The following is a 23,021-nucleotide window of genomic DNA, read 5'->3' as shown; positions in this document are numbered from 1 at the left end:
ATGAAAAAACTGAAAAAAATATGTTGCAGAGCTTCCCTGGCCTTTGGGACAATGACGCTGCTGCTTGCATTGTTTTTGATTTTCAGTCAAAGTGCATATGCAACAGGAACTGTTCAGGATAACAATCAGGATGAAAACCAACGGGTGACAGATGAGACAAGGCAGGAGTTAGGCGAATTGAGTCCGCCGAATACGCAGACGGCAGAGCGCGGTACAACCAATGGCTTTAATGTCAGTTGGAATAATGAAGAAGGTAATCTATCTGCCAATATTCGGATTCTGCTGGTGCTTACAGTAATTTCATTGGCGCCTTCTATTCTGATTATGCTCACGTCCTTTACCAGAATTATTATTGTGCTGCATTTTGTAAGGACTGCAGTGGGAACTCAAACGGTACCGCCTAACCAGGTGATGATAGGGCTTGCATTGTTTTTAACGTTATTTATCATGAATCCTGTGTTTTCTGAAATTAATGAAACAGTGATTCAGCCTTTAGAAGCCAATGAGATTAATCAGGAAGAAGCCCTGGAGCGGATAGAAGATCCAATCCGAAGATTTATGTATAAGGAAATGCAGAGGAAAGATTTAAAGCTGTTTTGTGATATTGCAGAGATTGATATGACAGGCATGGATTTAAGTGAGCCTGAGACGTTAGAGCCCATTCCCATGAATGTGGTAATACCGGCGTTTATTATCAGTGAATTGCGGACAGCATTTATTATTGGTTTTCTGATTTATATTCCTTTTATTGTGATTGATATGGTGGTTGCCTCCGTATTAATGTCTATGGGTATGATGATGCTGCCGCCTACTACGATTTCCATGCCTTTTAAAATTCTGCTTTTTGTACTGGCAGATGGATGGGATCTTTTGATTGGCAGCCTGGTAAAAACATTTCATTAAATAACAACCACTTGTCTCTGCAAGTGGTTGCAGAGTGTAGAGGTAAGAACAGATGATTACAGAAGGACAGGTACTGGATATTGCAAGAGAAGCATTGTTTTTGATTATCAAAGTATCCACGCCATTGTTGTTGATTTCATTGATTATAGGTCTGATTGTCAGTATTTTTCAGACAGTCACTTCCATTCAGGAACAGACGCTGACGTTTGTGCCCAAAATCCTTGTTGTCTTTTTAGGAATGATGCTGTTAGGCGGCTGGATTCTGGAGAATCTGACAGGCTTTATGACCGAGCTGTGGAGTAATTTTGGCCTGTATCTGCGTTAGGTTGAGACAGTATGATAAACTATGAGTTTACATTAAATACATTTGAATATTTTTTGATGATATTGGTAAGGGTTGCATCATTTGTCTTTATTGCTCCCTTTTTTGGAATGAATAATACCCCAGGTCGAGTGAAAATCGGACTTTCAGCTTTTCTTGCGCTGATTTTGTATCAGGTAATACTGCCAAAAGAAGTTTTGGAATATTCTGGAGTAATTGAGTTTGCCATCATCGTTCTGAAAGAAGGAATTACAGGTCTGCTCATTGGATTTGCGGCAAATATTTGTAATTCCATTATTGTGTTTTCAGGCAAAGTCATTGATATGGAAATAGGGCTTGCCATGGCAAATATTTATGATCCTACCACCAATTCCCAGTCAGGACTTACCGGGACCCTGTATAATTATTTTATTATGCTGCTTCTGATTGTAACCGATATGCATCATTATATTTTACGGGCATTTATTGACACTTACCAGATTATTCCCATTAATGGAGCTGTTTTTGACTGGAATCACCTTATGGGAACTATGACGATGTATGTGACAGATTTGATGGTGATTGGTTTTCGCATTGTTCTTCCTATTTTTGCAACCAGTATGATATTGAACTGCATTCTGGGAATTATGGCAAAGGTGGCTCCACAGATGAATATGTTTGCGGTGGGTATGCAGCTTAAAATTTTAATAGGATTTTCCGTTATGTTTTTAACCATTGTGCTGCTTCCGAACATTTCGAATATTATTTTTACGGAAATGAAGAGAATGATTGTTTCCATCATTGAAGGAATGTATTGAAATTGAAAGAAAAATCATGTTTTTTTATGGAATATAATCTGCAGTGGTTTGCCAAAGAAGGGAATGGCGGAGAGAAGACAGAGCCCGCTACATCTAAGAAACTGCAGGATGCCAGGAATGAGGGGCAGGTAGCGAAAAGCCAGGAATTAAACAGCGCCTTAAGCCTGATTGCATTGTTTGTGACTTTGAAAATATTTATTTCCTATATTGGAGAAAGTTTGTTTCACAGCTTTCCGGTATTATATCATAAGATTCCGGATATTATAGATGAAAGCATCGGAGGCATGTCGGTAAAACTGGCTACGACGGTGATTAATCATACGCTGGGTACAGTTGTAAAGATTTTGCTTCCGGTATTTCTGATTGGGTATTCGGTTGCACTGCTTACGAATATTGTTCAGGTTGGGTGGAAGGTGACTGCCAAGCCCATGAAGCCTAAGTTTAGCAAATTGAATCCCCTAAGCGGCTTTAAGAGAATCTTTTCCAAGGATTCCCTGTTTGAATTGTTAAAATCTATTGCTAAAATAAGTTTGATTATCTATGTGGCCTATACGGCAATCAGAGATCATCAGGATGAATTGTTTTTGTTATATGACATTCCTTTGCTGCAGGTAGTTTTGCTGGTAGGTTCTATTGTGATTAATGCCGGACTGCAAATCAGCCTGGTCTACTTGATTGTGGGAATTGCAGACTGGTTTTACCAGAAGCATAAGTTTAAGGAAGACATGAAGATGACCAAGCAGGAAGTGAAAGATGAATATAAGAATACGGAAGGAAATCCCGAGATTAAGGGACGTCAGCGTTCCAGGATGAGAGAAGCCTCTCAGCGGCGCATGATGCAGAGTCTTCCCAGTGCAGATGTGGTAATTACCAACCCTACCCATTATGCAGTGGCTATCAAATATGACGCAAGTCAGTATTCTGCCCCTGTTGTAGTGGCAAAGGGAGAAGATTACCTTGCCATGAAGATACGGGAAGCGGCAAAAGAACATCAAATAGAAATCGTAGAAAATAAGCCTCTGGCGCGAATGCTTTACGCCAACGTGGATGTTGGGGAAGAAGTGCCGCCAGAATTGTATCAGGCAGTGGCGGAAGTGCTTGCTTTTGTCTACAGTCTGAGAGAGAATAGATAAATTGCAGGAGTAAACAACGAAAGGAGAAATCAGCATGAAGAAGGCAGATATGGGAATTGCGCTGTATATATTGGCAGCGATTATATTTTTTATTGTTCCAATTCCTTCTATTCTATTGGATATCATGCTGGCATTTAACATATCCGTTGCGCTGGTGATATTGATGAATGCCTTATTTGTAAAAGAAGTGCTGGATATGTCTTTTTTCCCAACATTGCTTTTGTTCACTACTATTTTCCGTATTTCTTTGAACGTTTCATCCACACGTTTAATTTTAAATACAGGAGATCCGGGAAATGTTGTGCGTACCTTCGGACAATTCGTAGGTGGAAATGATTTGATTATCGGCGCTATTATTTTCGTGGTTATGATTTTGATTCAGTTAATCGTAATCAATAAAGGTTCTGAGCGTGTATCTGAGGTAACTGCAAGGTTTACCCTGGATGCTATGCCAGGTAAGCAGATGGCGATTGATGCAGATTTGAACACAGGAACCATTAATGAGAAACAGGCAAGGGAACGGCGTGATAAGATTCAGCAGGAGTCCAGCTTTTTTGGCTCTATGGACGGCGCCACCAAATATGTAAAGGGAGATGCCACCGTAGGCATTGTTGTTACTCTGATTAACCTGGTGGGCGGAATTTCCATGGGAATGACCAGGCAGGGACTGGATATTGGCGACGCCCTGAATCAATATGGAATCCTTACCATCGGTGACGGACTTGTTAGCCAGATTCCTTCTCTGCTGATTTCACTGGCAACCGGTATTCTGGTAACAAAAGCGTCCAAAGAAGCAGATTTCAGCGATTTGTTGATTCGGCAGCTGTTTGGAATCCCAAAAGTATTGTATATTGTAGGTGCGGTCTTAATTTTTCTGGGTCTTGCCACACCCTTGGACTGGAGATTATTCATTCCACTGGGAATAGCATTTTTGATTGCAGGCAGAAGTATGGACACCAGCCTTGGCATCGAAGCCATTGAAGAAGAAGTGGATATGGCAGAGGAGCAGGCAGAAGAAATACGAAGGCCGGAGAATGTGGTTTCCCTGCTTCAGGTAGATCCGATAGAATTGGAATTTGGCTATGGTATTATTCCCCTTGCAGATGTAAATCAGGGCGGTGACCTTTTAGATCGTGTGGTTATGATTCGAAGACAGATTGCATTGGAGCTTGGTACAGTTGTGCCGATCATTCGTCTCCGGGATAACATACAGCTGAATCCCAATCAGTATATTATTAAGATCAAAGGGATTCAGGTAACAGAAGGAGAAATTTTATTTGACCATTATATGGCAATGAATCCAGGATTTGTGGAAGAAGAGATTTCCGGAATTCCAACCTTTGAACCTTCTTTCCATCTGCCGGCTCTTTGGATCACAGAGAGTCAGAGAGAGCGGGCGGAAAGTCTGGGCTATACTGTTGTAGATCCGCCTTCCATTATTGCAACCCATTTGACAGAGGTAATTCGTATGCATATTGACGAATTGCTGTCTCGTCAGGATGTACAGAATCTTGTGAATAATATCAAAGAAACCAATCCTACTCTTGTGGAAGAGCTGATTCCAAAGCTTTTGGGAATTGGAGAGATACAGAAGGTGCTTCAGAATTTGCTGCGGGAAGGAATATCTATCCGGGATTTGCTTACGATTTTTGAAACCATGGCGGATCATGCAGCCACTACCCGGGATACGGATGTATTGACGGAGTATGCGAGACAGAGTTTAAAACGCGCAATTTCCAGCAAATATTTTCCAGCAAATGAGGTTACCAGTGTCATTACTTTAGATCCTAAGTTGGAACAGGAGATTATGGGTTCTGTAAAACAGACGGAGCAGGGAGCTTATTTGACCTTAGACCCGGAAAAAACCAAAGGGATTATGGCGTCGTTGGAAACAGAGATTGGCAAGTTGGAGAATCTTGGCAAGAATGCAATTATTATAACATCGCCGATTGTGCGTATGTATTTTAAGAAATTGACAGAAGACTATTTCAGGGATTTAATTGTTGTTTCTTATAACGAGGTTGAGTCCAACGTAGAATTACAATCAGTAGGGATGGTGAGCCTTTCATGACGATAAAGAAATTTCAGGGAAGAACAGAAGAAGAAGCCACTGCAAAGGCAAAAGAGGAATTCGGCCCCCAGACAGTGATTATGAATGTAAAGGAAGTAAAGCCTAAAGGTTTTTTGCGAACTTTTAAAACCTCTATCTTTGAGGTAACTGCGGCCATTGAGGAAATGGAACAGCAGTCAGCGGCCAAAGCGCCTGCACCGCTGCCGCCAGCGCCGGGAAATATCAATATAGCGGCAGATGAGCCTATTGCGATTCCTAAGCCGGAACCAGTAAAGGAGATGTTTGCTACTGTGGAAAATACATGGGCATCTTCTATGGGAGTGCAGACGGCAGTGCCGAATACAGAAGAGAAGAAAAAAGAAAGTGCAGCAGAGAATAATCTGGAAGAGAAATTAGAAAGCCTGCAGTCGCTGTTAGAGGAGAAGCTGTCGCCTCAGCAGCCGGAAGAACTGCCGAAGGAGGCTCCTGTGGATGAGAACTTTAAATTTATTAAGATGATTTACAGTATTTTACTGGATAATGAAGTAGATGAAAAGTATGTCAACCAGATTATGGATGAAGTGGAAAAAGTGATGAAAGGAGGCGCCAGTGTAGACCTGATTCTGTCCAGCATTTATCAGAAAATGATTTTAAAATTTGGACAGCCTCAGCCGGTTGAATTGTCAGAACGCAAGCCGAAAGTAGTATTTTTTATCGGCCCTACGGGAGTAGGAAAAACCACCACAATTGCCAAAATTGCGTCACGGTTCAAAATGGAGAAGGGAAAGAAGGTAGCGCTCTTTACCGCAGACACTTATCGTATTGCGGCAGCAGAGCAGCTTAGAACCTATGCAAATATCATGGACACTCCTTTGAATATTGTATATTCTTCCGAGGAATTAAATGAAGAAATCAAGAAATCTGAGGAGTATGATTTGGTTCTGATTGATACTGCGGGGTTTTCCCACAAAAACGAAGAGCAGCGAAATGAAACAAAAGAATTAATTGACAGGATACCGGGAGAATATCAGAAGGAAGTATATCTTGTTCTGAGTGCAACTACCAAATATCGGGATCTGATTGATATTGCAGATATATATAAGAAGAATTTCCAGTTTAAGCTTATATTTACAAAACTGGACGAAACCAGTTGTTATGGAAATATCCTGAATATGAAGCTGTATACCGGAGCGGATTTGTCTTATTCAACTTATGGACAGAATGTTCCGGAGGATATTGAGATTTTTAATACGCAGAGGATTGTAAAACATCTGCTTGGAGGAAAGTAAGTATGGACCAGGCAGAACAGTTAAGAAATATTGTAAAGAAAAATCAGCAGTGGTCCACATCGAAAGCGCGCATTTTTACCGTAACAAGTGGAAAAGGCGGTGTGGGCAAATCAAATGTAGTGGTAAATCTGGCGGTTCACATGCAGAGGCTTGGAAAAAAAGTCATTATTTTTGATGCAGATTTAGGGCTTGCAAATGTGGAAATCATGTTTGGCGCAATTCCTAAATATAATTTAAGTGATTTAATTTACCGAGGAAAGACCATACAGGAAATCATTACCCCGGGACCTATGGATATCGGATTTATATCCGGAGGCTCGGGAATTACGGGCGTTAATAATTTGTCCAAAGAAAAATTAAAATTTCTGGTGCACAATTTATCGGAACTGGATGGGCTTGCAGATATTATTTTGATAGATACCGGAGCCGGAATTTCAGATCATGTGTTGGAATTTGTAATGGCCAGTCCAGAAATCCTTCTGTTGGCTACTTCGGAACCCAGTTCTTTGACTGATGCGTATTCTTTGCTGAAAGCATTGCATCGAAATCCTGAATTTCGTCAGGCGCAGACAAAGATTAAGGTGATCTCCAACCGGGTGGTTACAGAAGAAGAAGGCATGGGGATCTATGAGAAGCTAAATGCCGTAGTAGGACAGTTTTTAAAAGGAAATTTGGAGTATCTTGGAATGATTCCCCAGGATGCAGCAATGGAAAAGGCGGTACGTCAGCAGCAGCCGGTAAGCATTCTCTATCCGGAAGCAAAGTCCAGCAGGGCTTTTGAAGTATTGACTGGAAATTTGTTGGATGGGAATACGGTTCCCTTATATGCAAAAAAAGGAATTATGCAGCTGCTTTCCCGCTTTATTTATAAGAGAGGTTAATGTATGAAATCCAATGTTATCAAAACGGGAGACAAAGTTGAAATCCGGATTCTACAGCAGGTAGAAAAGGGAAGAAGGCTGGGGGAATATCCGCCAGCTTATCGCAGTATTGTAGAAAATGTACAGGAAGACGGTTCCATGGAATTGCTGCTTCCAATTGTAAAAGGAAAAATAGACGCTCCCCCCAACGGCGTCAGGCTTGAGGCTCTGTTTTATACCAGAGGAGGAATGTATCGCTGTATTGCTCAGATTAAAAACCGCTACCTGAAGGAAAATGTCTATCTGATGCTAATGGAACTCAAGAGCCCATTAGAAAAATTTCAGAGACGCGAATTCTATCGGTTTGAGTGTATCATGGATATAGAATATATGGCAATTACAGATGAGGAAGCCGAAATTGAAGATATCACAGATTTGAAAGAACATCATAGGTTAACATATCCGGCGGATCTGAGCAGGGAGGCCATTGCAGTAGATATCAGCGGAGGCGGAATACGATTTGTGGCCCAGCAGCCAGGAAAAGAAGGCGGTTATTTGCTGATGTCCATCCGTCTGGCAAATGAGAGCATGGATTATCTTCTGGAAATCGTAGGAAAGATTGTAATTTGCCAGAAAATGGAGAACGAGAAATATGAATATCGGGTAAATTTCTTGATGAAAGATGAAAAGAAACGAGAGCTGATTATAAAATATATTTTTGAACAAGAACGCAGAAGCAGACAAAAAGGGTGATATGATGAAAAAAAATATTTTAGTGGTTGATGACTCTGCACTTATGAGAAGACTTATATGTGATATAATCAATACAGATAGTACATTTCAGGCAACAGATGTTTGCAAAGATGGCCTGGAGGCGTATGAAAGACTGAAAACAACCAGCTATGATGGTGTAGTTCTGGATGTGAATATGCCTCGGATGGATGGTCTGGAATTACTGGAAAAATTACAGCAGGAAAAGATTAAAGCTACCATTATTATGGTTAGCACCCTGACCGTGAAGGATGCGGATATTACAATCCGAGCCATGGAGCTGGGAGCGGTTGATTTTGTCACAAAGCCCTGTAATATTATTGAAGCAAAGGGAGAAGATTTCAAGGGGAGCCTGTTGCGCGTGTTAAAGGCCGTTGTCAGATCTGACAATGCAAAGAATATCCTTACATCAACCGCAAAAGCAGCAGAGAAGCCCGCTGCGGCAAAGTTTGTTCAGGCGCCGAAAAGAACAATGGTAAAAGGCGCTAACAGGCTGGTAGCCCTTGCATGTTCTACCGGAGGACCCAAGGCATTGCAGAGTGTAATTCCATATCTGCCGGAGAATATGGATGCTCCTATGGTGCTGGTTCAGCATATGCCGGTAGGATTTACAAAATCCATGGCGGATCGTTTGAATGAAGTCAGCAAGATTGCAGTCAAAGAAGCCGAGGACGGTGAAGTTTTGGGAAAAGGATGCGTCTATATTGCTCCCGGCGGGAAGCATATGGAGATTTTGAAGAAGCCAGATGGAAGGCATGTGGTTCATTTAAACGATGCGCCGGCTATCGGCGGACTGCGTCCCTGTGCTAATGTGACTTATGAATCTCTGCGAAACAGCGGGTATGACGAGATTGTATGCGTAGTGCTTACCGGAATGGGGGCGGACGGGACAGGAGGAATTCTTTCCCTGAAACAGAAAAAGAAAATCTATGTAATCGCACAGGACGCCCAGTCCTGCGTGGTTTATGGAATGCCGAAGGCAATTGCCGAGGCGGGCGCTGTAGATGAGGTGGTTCCCTTAACAGAAGTTGCACAAACGATAATAAAGAATGTGGGGGTACAGTAGTATGGATGTAAGCCAATACCTTGAGATTTTTATTGATGAAACAAATGGACATCTGCAGAACCTTTCGGATTGTATCATGAGTCTGGAGAAAGATCCGGAGAATATGGATACTATCAACGAGATTTTCCGTGCAGCCCATTCTCTGAAGGGAATGGCAGGAACCATGGGATTCAAACGCATGCAGCGTTTGACCCATGATATGGAGAATGTTTTTCAGGAAGTCCGCAGCGGTAACATGAGTGTTACCAGCGGTCTGGTGGATGTGCTGTTTCAGTGTCTGGACGCCATAGATGCATATCTGGAAAATGTAAAAGAAAGTTCAGAAGAAGGGACAGATGACAACGAGGCAATTATTCAGGAACTGAACGATATTCTGGCAGCGGGAACCGGAAATGCACCTGAACCTAAGAAGGAAGAAAAACCGGCAGTGAAGGAGGAGCCTGCGAATAATTCTGGCGGAGACAGATTTCAGAAGAAATATCTTGATATAGAATTTTCAGAGAAGGAAAAAGAAGAACTCCGGGTATCGGAAGAAAAAGGCATGAAGCTGTATGGCATGACAGTATACATCCAGGAAGACTGTCTGTTGAAGGCAGCGAGAGCGTTTCTTGTTTTTAAAGCAGTGGAAGATTACGGAAATATTATTGTATATAATCCAACCTCTCAGGATATTGAAGATGAGAAATTCGGTTTTGATTTCAGCTTTTATTTTGCCAGTGAATCAGAGTTGGATAAGATTATAGAAGTTTCCAAAGCTGTTTCTGAGATTGAAGAAGCAGTGGGAGAACAGGTTGAGTACAAAGAACTGACTGCGGCAGCAGCTAAGAAAGAAGAAGAGGCGGCAGCAGCAGCCAAAGCAGCAGAGCAGGAACGGAAGAAAGAGACTGCAAACGCTGTACAGGCCCCGGCAACCCCAGCTAAGGCGCAGGCTCAGCCCCAGAATGGGAAGAAGCAGAATACGGGCAAGCCGGTAACAAACAGGACGGTCCGTGTGGATATTGAGAAGCTGGATGCATTGATGAATCAGGTCAGCGAGCTGATTATAGCGAAAAATTCTTTGGTATCCATTGGCTCTACTTCGGATGGAGGCGTTAATGGTTCCAATTCCCAGGCATTCCATGAGCAGATTGAATATCTGGAACGAATCACCACAGGGCTTCACGAGTCTGTAATGAAAGTCCGAATGGTGCCCATTGAAAGCGTTGTGCAGAAATTCCCCCGGATGATCCGTGATTTGTCAAAGAAGCTGGATAAAAAGATGGAGCTGCACATGACTGGTGAAGATACTGAACTGGATCGTACCGTTGTGGATCAGATTGGCGATCCTTTGCAGCATTTGCTCCGTAATTCTGCTGATCATGGTCTTGAGAATGCAGAATTGCGTAAAAAGCGAGGCAAACCAGAAACGGGGTCTATTCACCTGAACGCTTTCCAGGAAGGAAATAACGTTATTATTGAAGTAAGTGACGACGGTAATGGAATTGATACAGAAAATGTTAAAAATAAAGCCATTGAGCGAGGATTAATTACGCCGGAACAGGGAGCCGCTTTGAGTCAGAAAGAAATTATTGATTTTCTGTTTATGCCAAGCTTTTCCATGGCAAAGCAGATTTCGGATGTATCTGGCCGCGGAGTAGGACTGGATGTTGTCAAATCCAATATTGAAGCTTTAGGTGGAGATGTGGAAGTGAAAAGCATTCTGGGAGAAGGTTCCAAATTTACGGTTCGCCTTCCGCTGACACTGGCTATTATTCAGGCTTTGATGGTGGAAGTACGGGGTGAGAAATATGCAATTTCCCTCGGTTCTATTGAAACGATAGAAGAAATCATGGCAGACGAGATTAAGTTTGTTCAGGCAAAAGAAGTAATACATATCCGCGGTATGGTAATTCCGCTGATCCGCCTGGATCAGCTTCTGGATTGCGAACCAGAAGAAGAAGAAAAAGAAAGCCTTACAGTTATTATTGTCCGCAAGGGTGATAAGTTTGCCGGACTTATTGTAGATGAATTGAATGGCCAACAGGAAATTGTTATCAAGTCCCTGGGCAAATACATTAACAACAGTACCAAGATTATCAGCGGTGCAACTGTACTGGGTGACGGTGAAGTGGCGTTAATCCTGGATGTTAATACATTATTTTAGGGGGTGTTACTATGGCTAACAATATATCTGTGGTAGAAGATGGCAAAAAGCAGTTTATCGTAGTGAAAATCGGCAGTGAACAATATGGAATTGACATCAGTTATGTGGATAATATTGTCCGTATGCAGAAAATTACCAGAGTGCCGAAAGTACAGCCTTATTTTAAAGGAATCATCAATCTGCGCGGGGAAATTGTACCGGTGATGAGTATTCGCACCAAGATGGATCTGGAACCGGACGTATTCACGGACGTTACCAGAATCATTATCCTGAAGCTGGAAGAACATGGAGTTCTTGGTCTCATTGTAGATGAGGTGAAAGAAGTGGTAACCCTTGGCCCGGATGAAATTGATAAAGTGGCTTACGACGCTAAGAACAGCAAAAGTAACTTTATTAATGGAGTTGGTAAACACGGAGAAGAACTGATTTCTCTGTTTGATACCAATAGTATCATTGATGAAACAGAAACTGTGTAGTTAGATTTGAAAAGGCTGTTGCAGCAAAATAGGAGTTTGAGCAGCAGCCTGTTCGTAATTAAGGAGATAAGAGCCATGGCGAAGTTTAGTTTGGATCAGGTTAATGAAATGTATTTTGATGTGCTGAAGGAGATTGGAAATATCGGTGCAGGAAATGCTACCACTGCGATTTCTAATATGCTGAACTTGAAAGTAAATATGGAAGTGCCTAAGATAGAATTTTTAACTTTTCAGGAACTGCCCACTGCGATTTCAGCAGAGGAAGAAACAATTGTGGGAATTTTTTTGGAGGTGGAAAGCGACATCAGCGGAAGCATGATGTTTTTGCTGAAAATGGATTCTGCTCATTATCTGGTAAATCACTTGATGGGAAGGCCGGATGATTATACAGAAGAATTTAATGAGATGGATCTGTCTGCAATTCGGGAGATTGGAAACATTATTTCCGGTTCCTATTTGTCGGCATTGTCAACTATGACAAACATGGTAATCACTGCATCTGTACCATACCTTGCCATTGATATGGCAGCGGCTATTTTAAGCGTGCCGGCGATTCAGTTTGGTCAATATGGAGATAACGCACTTTTGATACAGACAGAATTTGGGGACGATGTGAAAATACAGGGATTCTTTATATTAATGCCGGATGTAGATTCCTATGATAAGATTTTAACTTCACTGGGGATTGCACTATAAGAGGAGCAAGGAGTTATGGCTACAATTAAAGTTGGAATGGCAGATTTGAATATTTGTAAAGGTGATGATATGATTACAACCTTGGGGCTTGGATCTTGTATCGGAATTGCCGTTTACGATCCGGTTCTCAAAATCGGAGGATTGGCACATATCATGCTTCCAGACAGCACACAGATGCGGAATAATTCAAATATTGCCAAGTTTGCAGATACAGGAATTGAAGAATTAGTTAGACGAGTAGTGGCAGCAGGGGCCAATAAAAGACGGCTCGTTGCAAAGATTGCCGGAGGAGCGAAAATGTTTGAAGTCAGCGGGCTTTCTACCATTGGTAATGTAGGAGAGCGCAATGCACAGGCTTCCCGGAGAAAATTAAAGCAGCTTGGAATTCCCCTTTTAGCTGAGGATACTGGATTGAATTACGGACGTACCGTAGAATTGTATACGGCAACCGGGGAATTTCGTATTAAAGCAGTGGGCAAAACAATCAAATCTATTTAAAGGTGACAGGATATGAAAACAAAACAGGTGCCAATAATTATTACGCTGATTGGAGGACTCGCAATCTGCATTATAGGTTTTATCACGAGAATGGATACGAAGCAGTTTGTAAAAATATGGGTCATCGTTTTAATATCCTTTTATATCTTAGGATGTGTTGCGAAACTGTTGTTGGATAAAAATTTCAAGGAAGAACCAGAAGAAGCCACGGAAGAGGCAGCGGAGGGGGAAGAAGGAGAGAATGCTGAAGAAGCAGATCAGGCAGACCAGGCAGAAACTCCGCAAAACCAGGATGACTCCGCAAAAGAAGAAAAAAATAATACAGGCGGCCAATAGGGCAGTTCCTGTTAGTCTTGGGGGCTTTGGATGAACGCAGCAGAGAGAGAACGATTGTGGGTAGATTTTTTAAAAAGACCTACAACAGAATTAAGAGAACAAATTATTGTAGAATATGCATCGCTTGTCAGAATTGTAGCGGGGCGTCTGAGCATGTATCTTGGATATAATGTAGAATATGATGATCTGGTTGGATATGGGATCTTTGGCCTAATTGACGCTATCGATAAATTTGATGTAAATAAGGATGTAAAGTTTGAAACATATGCCAGCCTTAGAATCAGAGGTTCCATTTTGGATCAGATACGGAAAATGGATTGGATTCCTAGAACAGTGCGTCAGAAACAGAAGAAAATTGACGAAGCAATTAAAAAAATAGAAACACGAACTGGAAGGGCAGCCTTAGACGAAGAGATAGCCAATGAATTGGAAGTGAGCAATGAAGAGCTGCTGAACTGGCAGAACCAGCTAAAAATCACAAATGTGGTTTCGTTGAATGAATATGTGGAACAGGGAATGGAACCTACTATGGACGCCAGAGGAAACTCCCATTTTATTCAGCCGGAAGACGCCATTGCAGAAGAAGAACTGAAGAAAGTACTGGAGCAGTCTCTTGAGGTTCTTACAGAAAAGGAACGAAAAGTAATCACTCTGTATTACTACGAGGATTTAACATTAAAAGAAATCAGCAACGTACTGGAGGTGTCGGAATCCCGGATATCACAGCTTCATACGAAAGCTCTAATGAAGATGAAAAAAACGATGGGACCCTACATGAATATATTAACGGATTAGGTGGTTGATGCTATGGAGAGCAAAAATGGGTATTTCAAATTAGATATAAGAGATGTGGGAGTATTCCTTCAGGTATATCCGCCCAAAGAGGGTGGCACACCGCCGGAGTACAAGGAAGTAGTAGCTTATCTGGACGCAAAAGGTTATGGCATGTATGATGTAAAGGACTTGAATCATGCCTTAACTGCAACAGAAGGCATTCCGGAAGTCTACGTGGGCACATGGAACGGGAGTTATGAAAACGAACAGATGGAAGTGAATATTTCCATTGATAAAATGTTGGTTTTCTGTCGTTTCTATCCACCTTCCAACAAGGGAAAGCTGTTAACAGCAGAGGAAATTGTCGAAGAATTGTCCTTCCGTAAGGTTACTGTAGGGCTCAAGCAGGATGAAATTCAGAAGTTTCTTCAGGAGCGCCATTACTGTACAAATTATATTATGGCAAAGGGTATTCCGCCAATTAATGGAAAAGACGCCAAAATTGAATATTTTTTTAATACAAACCACAATCTAAAGCCTAAAAAGAACGAAGACGGTACAGTAAATTATTATGAGCTGAATACCATCAGCCGGGTAGAAAAAGGGCAGGTTCTTGCAAAGCTTCACAAGGAAGTTCCAGGAAAGCCAGGAAAGGATGTTTTCGGCGGTGAAATTCAGGGAAGACAGGCCAAAACACTGAAATTGGAGTTTGGAAATAATATTACGCTTTCCGAGGACATGACTGAGATTTATTCCGGCGTTACCGGCCATGCCAGCCTGGTAAACGGCAAAGTATTTGTGGAGGATGTGTTTGAGGTGCCGGCAGATGTGGACACTTCAACTGGAAATATTGTCTATGACGGAAATGTTACCATTAAAGGTAATATAAAGAGCGGATTTTCTGTAACCGCCAAGGGAGATATTGTCATAGAAGGCGTAGTAGAAGCTGCATTTCTCTCTGCAGGAGGCCAGATTATTGTAAAGCGCGGCATTCATGGCATGGGAAAGGGCAGAGTACAGGCAAAAGACAATATTATTACTAAATTTATAGAAAATGCCACCGTAATTTCTGGGGGCTATATTGAGACGGATTCTATTTTACACAGTCAGGTATCGGCTGCAAATGATATACGTGTCAGCGGCAGAAAAGGCTTTGTAAACGGCGGTGTGATCCGCGCCGGCAGCCTGATAGAAGCACAGACCATAGGATCCACCATGGGAACCCTCACCCGATTGGAAGTAGGGGTAGATCCTATGGTAAAGGAGCATTACGGAGAACTGCAGAAAAGTATTATTCAGATCAGCAAAGAACTGGAACAGCTGCGTCCTATTCTTGTCAATTTTAATGAGAAAATGCAGAAAAAGGAACCTTTAAGCGCTGATCGGATTCAGCAGGTTCAGACTGTTGCCCGTTCTTTTAAAGAAAAACAGCAGTTACTGAATAACCAGAGAAAAGAACTAAAAGAGATTCATGAGCAGATTCAAATGTCCCATAATGCCAAAATAAAAGTAAAAGGCAGCATTTATCCTGGCGTAACGGTGAATATTTCTGAGGTAAGCATGAACATCAAAAGCGAACGGACATTTTCAAAATTTGTGAAGGAGCAGGGAGAAATAGTGATCCGCACGTTGTAAAAGGAGGGTGAAACATGTCAATCAGGCCAGTGGAATTCAGCGGAGTGGTTCAGAGAAGCCAGGATGTCAGCACTTTGAAACAGAACGAGGATAATAAAGCCATGCTGCAGCAGCAGAATGTGCAGACACAATTTGCAAAAGACACTATGCATCATATGAAGCAGGTCAATCACGCCAATGATTCTGATAATCCGGAGAAAAAATTTGATGCCCGTGAAAAAGGCAGCAACGAGTATGAAGATCGCCGGAAGAAAAAGAAGAAGGCGGGTGAAAAAAATAATGGAAAGGTAAGCGTTAAAACCTCAGGCGGTTTTGATATAAAAATATAGGTAGGTACAAGTATGACAGCAATAGAAATTGTTTTATTGATAATCGGCGTCGTAATGATGGTAGCAAGTTTTTTCATTGCAGAGAAGCTTTCTAATCAGGATTTGGATAAGGTTGCCGAACTGAGTACGGAGGAAATGCAGCGTATTCTGGAACGAAGCTTGAACGACGCCCAGATAAAGGTAGACAATATGGTGGATCAGGTCATTGATCATTCCATTGAGAAATCCATGGAAGTGGTAGAGAGGGCATTAGATAAAGAGACCAATGAAAAAATGCGGGCAATCACAGAATATTCTGATACCGTGTTGGAATCTATTCATAAAACTCATAATGAAGTTATGTTTCTCTACAGTATGCTGAACGATAAGCATTCTGAACTTACAAAATATGCTGGAAATCTTGCACAGCTTGCCATTCATTTAGAAGAATTGCAGGAGCAGATTCAAAATACGGTAGATCATTCAGATGAGATTTTAAGCAGAAGCCAGGAAATGGCTGAGGCGCCCCGCAGGCCGGAACCGGTTCTGCCGGAAGAGCTTCAGATGCCGGAAGCTGAATTTTTTACAGAAGAGCAGGCAGCAGAAAAATCCAACCATAACCAGATGATACTGGACATGTACCGGAATGGAAAAGACGCTGTGGAAATTGCAAAAGAATTGGGACTTGGCGTAGGTGAGGTAAAACTCGTAATCGGATTATTCAGAGAGGAAGAATTATAATCTATGAAGCTGAAATATTATTTGCGGGGATTAGGAGTTGGTATCATATGTACTGCTATCATTATGGGAATTGCTTTGTCCGGAAATAAAAAGGAAACATTGACAGATGCAGAAATCATAGAACGGGCCAGGCTTTTGGGAATGGTGATGGAGGAAGAATCGGACAGTGGGGAACAGACTCCGGAGCAGAAGGAGATAGAAGATGGAAAAACGTCTGAAAATCAAGATTCCGGAGAAGAGCAGCCGAACAGTAATAAATCAATAGATACCAAAAGTGATGGGACAGAAGCCGGGAATCCGGATTCCGGGGACAGTAACAACATCCAAAATGCAGATTCTGCAAATTCAGATGAACAGACTGCTTCCGGGAATCGGGAAACGATAGAATTGGAAATCAAAGAAGGAGAATTTTCCGATGTGGTAAGCCGGAAGCTTTATGAGGCGGGATTGGTGCCTGACGCAGAAGAGTTCAATAATTACATGACCCAGAAAGGCGTGGATGATTCCTTGCGAATCGGGGTCCATTTAATCCCTGCCGATGCTACTGCCGATGAAATTATTGCAATTTTACAGGAAAAACCGCAATAGGACTTGCAAGTAAATTTTTCCTGTGATATAATTGCCAAGATAATATAAATCACATATGTGGATCTTGAAGCCGGTGCCCTGTCGGTGGCTTTGGGAGAAGAAGCATATGGAAGAATCTAACCAATGGAGGTAAAAAAATGGGCGTTATTTCAATGAAACAGTTATTAGAAGCCGGTGTTCATTTCGGACATCAGACAAGAAGATGGAACCCTAAGATGGCTCCTTACATCTACACAGAGAGAAATGGTATCTATATCATTGATTTACAGAAATCAGTTGGCAAAGTAGATGAAGCTTACAAAGCAGTGGCTGATATTACAGCAGAAGGCGGCACCATTCTTTTCGTAGGCACAAAGAAACAGGCACAGGATGCAATTAAGGCAGAAGCAGAACGTTGCGGTATGTTCTATGTGAATGAGAGATGGCTGGGCGGTATGCTGACAAACTTTAAAACGATTCAGAGCCGTATTGCAAGATTGAAGGCTATTGAGACAATGGCGGAAGACGGAACTTTTGATGTTCTTCCCAAGAAAGAAGTTATTGCACTGAAGAAAGAATGGGAGAAGCTGGAGAAGAATCTTGGCGGAATTAAAGATATGAAGCGGATTCCGGATGCAATTTTCATTGTAGATCCAAAGAAAGAGAGAATCTGTGTACAGGAGGCTCATACATTGGGAATTCCGTTGATTGGTATTTGTGATACAAACTGTGATCCGGAAGAGTTGGATTATGTAATTCCGGGGAATGATGATGCTATCAGAGCCGTTAAGTTGATTGTTTCTAAGATGGCAGACGCTGTCGTAGAAGCAAATCAAGGAACTATTGAGGAAGAAGCGGAAGAGACAGTGGAAGAATAGGCAGAAGCGGCGTAAATAATGATAGAATTTGTAGTATTCAACAATTATGTTTCACGTTTGGGAGAATAATTGCGTTCAATGCGAGGACAGACAGTATTGCCTGTCCTCAATTATGGATAAATGATATGTTCTAAGGTAACGAGCCGTACAGTGTTCTGTAAGAACCTGAGTTTATGGTAATGCTTTGGAACAATGACAGATGGAGGGATTAAAAATGGCTATTACAGCAGCAATGGTAAAAGAGTTAAGAGAAATGACCGGTGCAGGCATGATGGACTGCAAGAAGGCTTTGAATGAGACAAATGGCGATATGGACGCGGCTGTAGAATTTTTAAGAAAAAATGGACAGGCAAAGGCTGAAAAGAAGGCAGGAAGAATTGCAGCGGAAGGTCTTTGTACCGTTGTGGTGAAGGATGATAAGACAGCAGCCGTAGTGGAAGTGAATTCTGAGACAGACTTTGTTGCAAAGAATGATACTTTTAAAGCTTTTGTGGAAGCAGTTGCAACTCAGGCAGTAAATTCTAACGCTTCAGATTTGGATGCATTTATGGCAGAAGTTTGGAATGAAGATTCCAGCAAGACTGTGAAAGATGCTTTGGTAGAAAAGATTGCAGTAATTGGAGAGAATTTAAATATCCGCAGATTTGAGAAAGTTACAGCAGAAAATGGATGCGTGGTTTCTTATATCCATGGCGGCGGAAGAATCGGCGTGATCGTAGAAGCGGAAACTTCTGTAGTAAATGACACTGTGAAAGAAGCATTAACTAATCTGGCAATGCAGATTGCAGCTCTTTCTCCTAAATATGTATCCAGAGATGAGATCAGCGAAGAATATATCGCTCATGAGAAGGAAATCCTTTTGGCTCAGATTATGAATGATCCGAAAGAATCCCAGAAACCAGAGAAGGTTATCAATGGTATGATTGAGGGACGCGTTAACAAAGAGCTGAAAGAAATCTGTCTGGTTGATCAGGTATATGTAAAGGCAGAAGATGGAAAACAAACTGTAGGAAAATATCTGGAAGCTGTTTCAAAAGAAGCTGGAGCAACAGTTTCTGTTAAGCGGTTTGTACGTTTTGAGACTGGTGAAGGCTTGGAGAAGAAGCAGGAAGATTTTGCGGCAGAGGTTGCGGCACAGATGAATGCGTAGAAATTTGTCGAAATAAGGCGAATAGAGATAGGAATGAGAACCCTTGTAGGTGGCATGAATGTGCCATTTGCAGGGGTTTTATGTATTTTCTATAATAGCAATTGGAAAGATGGGTATAGAGTCTGTCTACAAAAAATATTGCAATTTACATATTTTTTGCATATAATAAGTAAAAAGAGATAATGATAGAATTCAATTCGTGAGGAGGTGTTGATATGGCAACATCAAGTATACTTACTAATATAAAGATTACAGATCCTAAAAAGGTGGAAGATTTTGTAGAAGCATTAGATATTTCAGCGCATGAACCAGAAAGGATACCTTCCAAACCTATTATTCCATTAGTTACTAATATAGGAGAAATACGAAAGTTCATGGGAATGGAGAATAGAGAGAATGAATGATTGTATAGCAGTAAATATCCAGGACATGCTTAAAGCAATCGGAGAGGAGAAATTATCAAAGCTTCTCTCCGATTTTTCGTGTCCTTTAAATAGGGAAGTGGAGGATTTTGTACGAAATAAATCCATTGATTTTGCACAAAGGAAACTTTCCATTACATATCTTGTTATGAAGAGAACGAATGAGGATAAAAACATTCTTGTGGGGATTTATACGTTATCTCATAAGGCCATCGAAATTACGAATTCTAATATTAGTAATACAACTCGTAAAAAGCTGTTGAGATATGCGGCTTTGGACAAGGATACCAATAAATACAATATTTCTGCATTCCTTATTGCACAGTTCGGAAAGAACAATGCCGTACCGAAAAAATATTCGATTACTGGAAATGAATTGATGGATTTAACATTTGAGTTGTTGAAGCATGTTCAGTATTGTGTTGGTGGAGGTGTTGTGTATTTGGATTGTGAAAATGTGGTAAAAGTTCTTGATTTTTATCAAAATGGTTGTAACCGCTTTAAAATATTTGGAGAGAGGGAATCAGATGTAGATCAAAAAAGGTATTTGCAATTACTTCGATTTTTTTGAAGAATGTAATATTAGGTTTTGATAATATGTAGAATAGGAAAAAGAAAGATTATAAACAACTCTTTATTGATTATTAGATACTGAAATTGCCTAAAGAGAATTATTTTTTAAAAATACATCATAATAATAGGAGAACGAATATGGAAAATTATTTGGAGAAATGGAATCCTTTGGAAATAATAAGTATGAATGCAGAAGAAAATTATAGAAAACTTGCTATAAGTAGTACTAAACAACAAATACGAAATATTTTGAAATCATATGTTGGGTATTATGATCCTTTTTGTGAATTGCTACAGAATGCAATGGATGCGACAGATAGAATGGCACATATTGTAAAGAACGAATATAGAAAAAAACTAAAAATATATATAGACTTATCAGAAAACAGTATTTATGTAGCAGATAATGGAATAGGATTTGAAAAAGAACAGTTCCGCGCTTTTTTGTCTCCAAATATTTCTTATAAGACAGATGGTCACACAAGAGGAAATAAAGGTGTAGGAACAACATATTTAGCATATGGTTTTTGTAAAATGCAGATGTATACTAAAACGCCATTTTTTAAGCAGTATGCTGAAATAAATAATGCCAAGAAGTGGATAGATGACAAAACAGGAGATGTAGATATGCCATTTGTTGAGTGTAAGGATGGTGAAGATAAAGCATTTCCATTTGATCAAGGAACGTCTTTTAAATTATTTTTTAAAGATGAAAACGGAAATAAAATCAAGGATTTAGCCTGGATAGGAGTTAATACGGCAGAGAGCTGGAATTATGTGTTATTAACGAATACACCTTTAGGACATTTGACTATAGACGGAAGTGATTCAAAAGTATTTTATGATTTATGTGTAAAAGATATAAGAGGAAAGACAACGAGAATAGAGAATAATCATGCAGAATTTTTTTATCCACATATGTTTATGAAACATACATCTATTAATATTGAAGATGTTATTGCATGGCAAAAAGCAGAAATAGAAAAAGGAAGAGATGGGACAAATATTCCTCAGAGATTTAATAAAAAACTAGGTCTTTATAGATTTTTTCAAACAAATGATATAATAAAATTGGCAGAACGGTCAAAAACGTTGTCTTCTGACGAAATTCAAATGTTAGAGGATTATAATATTATGGCATATGGATTTTTTTGTAATTCAGTGGACAGATGGTCAGATATTAATGAAAAATTTATTAAAGCTAGGAAAGGAGCAAATTGTGTATCTTATGGGTTACAATTAGCTACAGATCATATGATCCAAGGTTCGGCATTGCAAATCCCATTAACTTCAAGCATTGGGCATCAAAAACAATCTCAAGTTATAGTGCATTTTGAAGGGGCTGAACCAGATTTAGGAAGAAAAGGATTTCAGCCAGAATTAAAAGTGCTGTCAGAAAAAATTTCTACTATGATTGTAAGCTTGGGATTAAGTGGTTGGAAACGGCTTCTATCTGCCGATGGAAAATATAATCGTAGAGATAACGATGCTAAACAGCTACATGATTATATAAGGGAAATAGAAAATCATGAGCAAGAGAATCCTTTACTCATTAAAAATCAAGTATTCTTTTTACCTACTAAAAAGATTTCTATGACATCAACTCCGATAAGTGAACAGGATGTAGTGGTTCTATTTAATCAATTACTGGCGGGTGGCGTGATACGTTCAATTGAGTTAATGGCAGCAAGCACATTTGTGAAATATGATGGAGTTTTTAGAATACGTGTTTTAGAACCAATGGAAAATCATTATTTTAATGAAATAAGTAATCCTTTAGGAGTGGAACCAGAAGCCATTATTGAATCCGGGATACAAACAGCCCCTGGTTTTCTTGAATACAAATTTAGTTTTGATGCACTTATACAGGATTTTGACAATGAGGATAAGCATCCAAAGGATTTGGGTTTAGTTGTAGTGTGGACAATGGGAAAAGGAAGATGGAAAGAGAGATTTCAGACAATATCTTATTTGCTGCCTGATTATAGAGATAGGCGACCGTATCATGGTATTACCCATGAAATGTTTGATAGCATGTCTTCTAATCAGAGAGTTTTTTATTGTATCGTGTTGGAAGAACTTATTGAATATTTAAATGATCCTAACAAATATTATGATGAGTTTGGAGGTCAGTATAGTGAGGACTAATAAAAAAATATTTTTGATGTCTCTTAAATATTTGCTTAGAAATTAAATTGAGTAAGAGTTGGGGGAAGAACCTTACCCCCAAATTCCCCCAAATGGAAAATGGTTATCCCCCAAATTTGAAAAATGAGAAATCGGAAATTTTAGAAAGCAAAACGAATTTTCCCCCAAAATAAAATTTGGGGGATACGGTTGAAAAGCCGCTGTCTTAGAACAGTCAAAAATCACTGCAAAGCCAGTAAAATACATAGTTCCGGGGATGTGTGTCCGGGACATAAAAAAGGGAAAGTTCGCAAAACAGATGAATGCATAAGGCAAAGTTTGCCTGGTTATTTTGAATGAAGAAACCCTTGTGAGTGGCGTGGGAATGCTGTTCACAGGGGTTTTGGTATTTATATAAGCTTACTTAGCACAAAAAATGCTGATTGGAATCGTAAACGGTAGATAGTGGGTACCTATACAAAACTGGAGCAAACCTGTATGATAGA

At 40.4% G+C, this 23,021-nt stretch carries 24 protein-coding genes; all 24 read left to right on the top strand.

Annotated features, from left to right (window positions below):
- The 24 genes from fliP to E5329_RS07375 all read left to right on the top strand — a co-directional run bounded on the left by fliP (nt 1) and on the right by E5329_RS07375 (nt 22,536).
- The gene (fliP, locus tag E5329_RS07490; RefSeq protein ID WP_135988949.1) at nt 1-903 is read left to right on the top strand and encodes a flagellar type III secretion system pore protein FliP; all 903 of its coding nucleotides are present in this window, start codon (nt 1-3) and stop codon (nt 901-903) included.
- Between the two features lie 52 nt (nt 904-955).
- Entirely contained in the window at nt 956-1,228 is a 273-nt protein-coding gene (fliQ, locus tag E5329_RS07485; protein WP_135988948.1) for a flagellar biosynthesis protein FliQ, read from the top strand.
- A gap of 11 nt (nt 1,229-1,239) precedes the next feature.
- The gene (gene fliR, locus E5329_RS07480; RefSeq protein WP_135988947.1) at nt 1,240-2,022 is read left to right on the top strand and encodes a flagellar biosynthetic protein FliR; all 783 of its coding nucleotides are present in this window, start codon (nt 1,240-1,242) and stop codon (nt 2,020-2,022) included.
- Between the two features lie 26 nt (nt 2,023-2,048).
- Nucleotides 2,049-3,155 carry a flagellar biosynthesis protein FlhB gene (flhB, locus tag E5329_RS07475; protein ID WP_135989040.1) on the top strand — a complete coding sequence of 369 codons (1,107 nt, stop codon included), beginning with the start codon at nt 2,049-2,051 and terminating at the stop codon, nt 3,153-3,155.
- 34 nt (nt 3,156-3,189) lie between these two features.
- Nucleotides 3,190-5,226: a flagellar biosynthesis protein FlhA gene (gene flhA, locus E5329_RS07470; protein ID WP_135988946.1), complete on the top strand. Its 2,037-nt coding sequence runs from the start codon at nt 3,190-3,192 to the stop codon at nt 5,224-5,226.
- A complete protein-coding gene (flhF, locus tag E5329_RS07465; RefSeq protein WP_135988945.1) occupies nt 5,223-6,494 on the top strand; it encodes a flagellar biosynthesis protein FlhF in 1,272 nt (423 codons plus the stop codon). The genes flhA and flhF overlap by 4 nt, the downstream gene beginning before the upstream one ends.
- Nucleotides 6,495-6,496: 2 nt before the next feature.
- Entirely contained in the window at nt 6,497-7,375 is an 879-nt protein-coding gene (locus E5329_RS07460; protein WP_135988944.1) for a MinD/ParA family protein, read from the top strand.
- Nucleotides 7,376-7,378: 3 nt separating this feature from the next.
- Nucleotides 7,379-8,107, top strand: a complete 729-nt coding sequence (locus E5329_RS07455; RefSeq protein WP_135988943.1) for a flagellar brake protein — start codon at nt 7,379-7,381, stop codon at nt 8,105-8,107.
- Between the two features lie 4 nt (nt 8,108-8,111).
- Nucleotides 8,112-9,191: a protein-glutamate methylesterase/protein-glutamine glutaminase gene (locus tag E5329_RS07450; protein ID WP_135989039.1), complete on the top strand. Its 1,080-nt coding sequence runs from the start codon at nt 8,112-8,114 to the stop codon at nt 9,189-9,191.
- Nucleotide 9,192: 1 nt separating this feature from the next.
- On the top strand, nt 9,193-11,334 hold the full coding sequence (locus tag E5329_RS07445; RefSeq protein WP_135988942.1) for a chemotaxis protein CheA: 2,142 nt from the start codon (nt 9,193-9,195) through the stop codon (nt 11,332-11,334).
- An 11-nt stretch (nt 11,335-11,345) separates the two neighbouring features.
- Nucleotides 11,346-11,810, top strand: a complete 465-nt coding sequence (locus E5329_RS07440; protein ID WP_135988941.1) for a chemotaxis protein CheW — start codon at nt 11,346-11,348, stop codon at nt 11,808-11,810.
- Nucleotides 11,811-11,885: 75 nt separating this feature from the next.
- Nucleotides 11,886-12,506, top strand: coding sequence for a chemotaxis protein CheC (locus tag E5329_RS07435; RefSeq protein ID WP_135988940.1), 621 nt, complete (start codon nt 11,886-11,888; stop codon nt 12,504-12,506).
- Nucleotides 12,507-12,521: 15 nt separating this feature from the next.
- A complete protein-coding gene (locus E5329_RS07430; protein WP_135988939.1) occupies nt 12,522-13,004 on the top strand; it encodes a chemotaxis protein CheD in 483 nt (160 codons plus the stop codon).
- Nucleotides 13,005-13,016: 12 nt separating this feature from the next.
- Nucleotides 13,017-13,340, top strand: a complete 324-nt coding sequence (locus tag E5329_RS07425; protein WP_135988938.1) for a hypothetical protein — start codon at nt 13,017-13,019, stop codon at nt 13,338-13,340.
- A 30-nt stretch (nt 13,341-13,370) separates the two neighbouring features.
- On the top strand, nt 13,371-14,135 hold the full coding sequence (locus E5329_RS07420; RefSeq protein ID WP_135988937.1) for a FliA/WhiG family RNA polymerase sigma factor: 765 nt from the start codon (nt 13,371-13,373) through the stop codon (nt 14,133-14,135).
- 12 nt (nt 14,136-14,147) lie between these two features.
- Nucleotides 14,148-15,749, top strand: a complete 1,602-nt coding sequence (locus E5329_RS07415; RefSeq protein WP_135988936.1) for a DUF342 domain-containing protein — start codon at nt 14,148-14,150, stop codon at nt 15,747-15,749.
- 14 nt (nt 15,750-15,763) lie between these two features.
- Complete coding sequence (locus tag E5329_RS07410) at nt 15,764-16,078, top strand: hypothetical protein (protein WP_135988935.1); 315 nt, start codon at nt 15,764-15,766, stop codon at nt 16,076-16,078.
- Nucleotides 16,079-16,090: 12 nt separating this feature from the next.
- Nucleotides 16,091-16,798, top strand: a complete 708-nt coding sequence (locus tag E5329_RS07405; RefSeq protein WP_135988934.1) for a DUF6115 domain-containing protein — start codon at nt 16,091-16,093, stop codon at nt 16,796-16,798.
- Nucleotides 16,799-16,801: 3 nt separating this feature from the next.
- The gene (locus E5329_RS07400; RefSeq protein WP_135988933.1) at nt 16,802-17,386 is read left to right on the top strand and encodes a hypothetical protein; all 585 of its coding nucleotides are present in this window, start codon (nt 16,802-16,804) and stop codon (nt 17,384-17,386) included.
- A gap of 137 nt (nt 17,387-17,523) precedes the next feature.
- Nucleotides 17,524-18,243, top strand: coding sequence for a 30S ribosomal protein S2 (gene rpsB, locus E5329_RS07395; RefSeq protein WP_135988932.1), 720 nt, complete (start codon nt 17,524-17,526; stop codon nt 18,241-18,243).
- A gap of 214 nt (nt 18,244-18,457) precedes the next feature.
- Entirely contained in the window at nt 18,458-19,393 is a 936-nt protein-coding gene (gene tsf, locus E5329_RS07390) for a translation elongation factor Ts (RefSeq protein WP_135988931.1), read from the top strand.
- A 215-nt stretch (nt 19,394-19,608) separates the two neighbouring features.
- The gene (locus E5329_RS07385) at nt 19,609-19,797 is read left to right on the top strand and encodes a hypothetical protein (RefSeq protein ID WP_135988930.1); all 189 of its coding nucleotides are present in this window, start codon (nt 19,609-19,611) and stop codon (nt 19,795-19,797) included.
- Entirely contained in the window at nt 19,790-20,386 is a 597-nt protein-coding gene (locus E5329_RS07380; RefSeq protein WP_135988929.1) for a GNAT family acetyltransferase, read from the top strand. Before E5329_RS07385 ends, E5329_RS07380 begins: the two co-directional genes overlap by 8 nt.
- A gap of 140 nt (nt 20,387-20,526) precedes the next feature.
- Complete coding sequence (locus E5329_RS07375; protein ID WP_135988928.1) at nt 20,527-22,536, top strand: ATP-binding protein; 2,010 nt, start codon at nt 20,527-20,529, stop codon at nt 22,534-22,536.
- The last annotated feature ends 485 nt before the right edge of the window (nt 22,537-23,021 follow it).

The organism is Petralouisia muris (assembly GCF_004793545.1).
GTDB classification, from domain to species: domain Bacteria; phylum Bacillota; class Clostridia; order Lachnospirales; family Lachnospiraceae; genus Petralouisia; species Petralouisia muris.
The sequence above is the reverse complement of the archived record's forward strand: the minus strand, read 5'-3'. Positions and strand labels throughout refer to the sequence as shown.

What these genes read in the sequence shown, in the direction of transcription:
- fliP (WP_135988949.1), top strand. Translation starts at nt 1, where the DNA reads ATGAAAAAACTGAAAAAAATATGTTGCAGAGCTTCCCTGGCCTTTGGG.
- fliQ (WP_135988948.1), top strand. Translation starts at nt 956, where the DNA reads ATGATTACAGAAGGACAGGTACTGGATATTGCAAGAGAAGCATTGTTT.
- fliR (WP_135988947.1), top strand. Translation starts at nt 1,240, where the DNA reads ATGATAAACTATGAGTTTACATTAAATACATTTGAATATTTTTTGATG.
- flhB (WP_135989040.1), top strand. Translation starts at nt 2,049, where the DNA reads ATGGAATATAATCTGCAGTGGTTTGCCAAAGAAGGGAATGGCGGAGAG.
- flhA (WP_135988946.1), top strand. Translation starts at nt 3,190, where the DNA reads ATGAAGAAGGCAGATATGGGAATTGCGCTGTATATATTGGCAGCGATT.
- flhF (WP_135988945.1), top strand. Translation starts at nt 5,223, where the DNA reads ATGACGATAAAGAAATTTCAGGGAAGAACAGAAGAAGAAGCCACTGCA.
- E5329_RS07460 (WP_135988944.1), top strand. Translation starts at nt 6,497, where the DNA reads ATGGACCAGGCAGAACAGTTAAGAAATATTGTAAAGAAAAATCAGCAG.
- E5329_RS07455 (WP_135988943.1), top strand. Translation starts at nt 7,379, where the DNA reads ATGAAATCCAATGTTATCAAAACGGGAGACAAAGTTGAAATCCGGATT.
- E5329_RS07450 (WP_135989039.1), top strand. Translation starts at nt 8,112, where the DNA reads ATGAAAAAAAATATTTTAGTGGTTGATGACTCTGCACTTATGAGAAGA.
- E5329_RS07445 (WP_135988942.1), top strand. Translation starts at nt 9,193, where the DNA reads ATGGATGTAAGCCAATACCTTGAGATTTTTATTGATGAAACAAATGGA.
- E5329_RS07440 (WP_135988941.1), top strand. Translation starts at nt 11,346, where the DNA reads ATGGCTAACAATATATCTGTGGTAGAAGATGGCAAAAAGCAGTTTATC.
- E5329_RS07435 (WP_135988940.1), top strand. Translation starts at nt 11,886, where the DNA reads ATGGCGAAGTTTAGTTTGGATCAGGTTAATGAAATGTATTTTGATGTG.
- E5329_RS07430 (WP_135988939.1), top strand. Translation starts at nt 12,522, where the DNA reads ATGGCTACAATTAAAGTTGGAATGGCAGATTTGAATATTTGTAAAGGT.
- E5329_RS07425 (WP_135988938.1), top strand. Translation starts at nt 13,017, where the DNA reads ATGAAAACAAAACAGGTGCCAATAATTATTACGCTGATTGGAGGACTC.
- E5329_RS07420 (WP_135988937.1), top strand. Translation starts at nt 13,371, where the DNA reads ATGAACGCAGCAGAGAGAGAACGATTGTGGGTAGATTTTTTAAAAAGA.
- E5329_RS07415 (WP_135988936.1), top strand. Translation starts at nt 14,148, where the DNA reads ATGGAGAGCAAAAATGGGTATTTCAAATTAGATATAAGAGATGTGGGA.
- E5329_RS07410 (WP_135988935.1), top strand. Translation starts at nt 15,764, where the DNA reads ATGTCAATCAGGCCAGTGGAATTCAGCGGAGTGGTTCAGAGAAGCCAG.
- E5329_RS07405 (WP_135988934.1), top strand. Translation starts at nt 16,091, where the DNA reads ATGACAGCAATAGAAATTGTTTTATTGATAATCGGCGTCGTAATGATG.
- E5329_RS07400 (WP_135988933.1), top strand. Translation starts at nt 16,802, where the DNA reads ATGAAGCTGAAATATTATTTGCGGGGATTAGGAGTTGGTATCATATGT.
- rpsB (WP_135988932.1), top strand. Translation starts at nt 17,524, where the DNA reads ATGGGCGTTATTTCAATGAAACAGTTATTAGAAGCCGGTGTTCATTTC.
- tsf (WP_135988931.1), top strand. Translation starts at nt 18,458, where the DNA reads ATGGCTATTACAGCAGCAATGGTAAAAGAGTTAAGAGAAATGACCGGT.
- E5329_RS07385 (WP_135988930.1), top strand. Translation starts at nt 19,609, where the DNA reads ATGGCAACATCAAGTATACTTACTAATATAAAGATTACAGATCCTAAA.
- E5329_RS07380 (WP_135988929.1), top strand. Translation starts at nt 19,790, where the DNA reads ATGAATGATTGTATAGCAGTAAATATCCAGGACATGCTTAAAGCAATC.
- E5329_RS07375 (WP_135988928.1), top strand. Translation starts at nt 20,527, where the DNA reads ATGGAAAATTATTTGGAGAAATGGAATCCTTTGGAAATAATAAGTATG.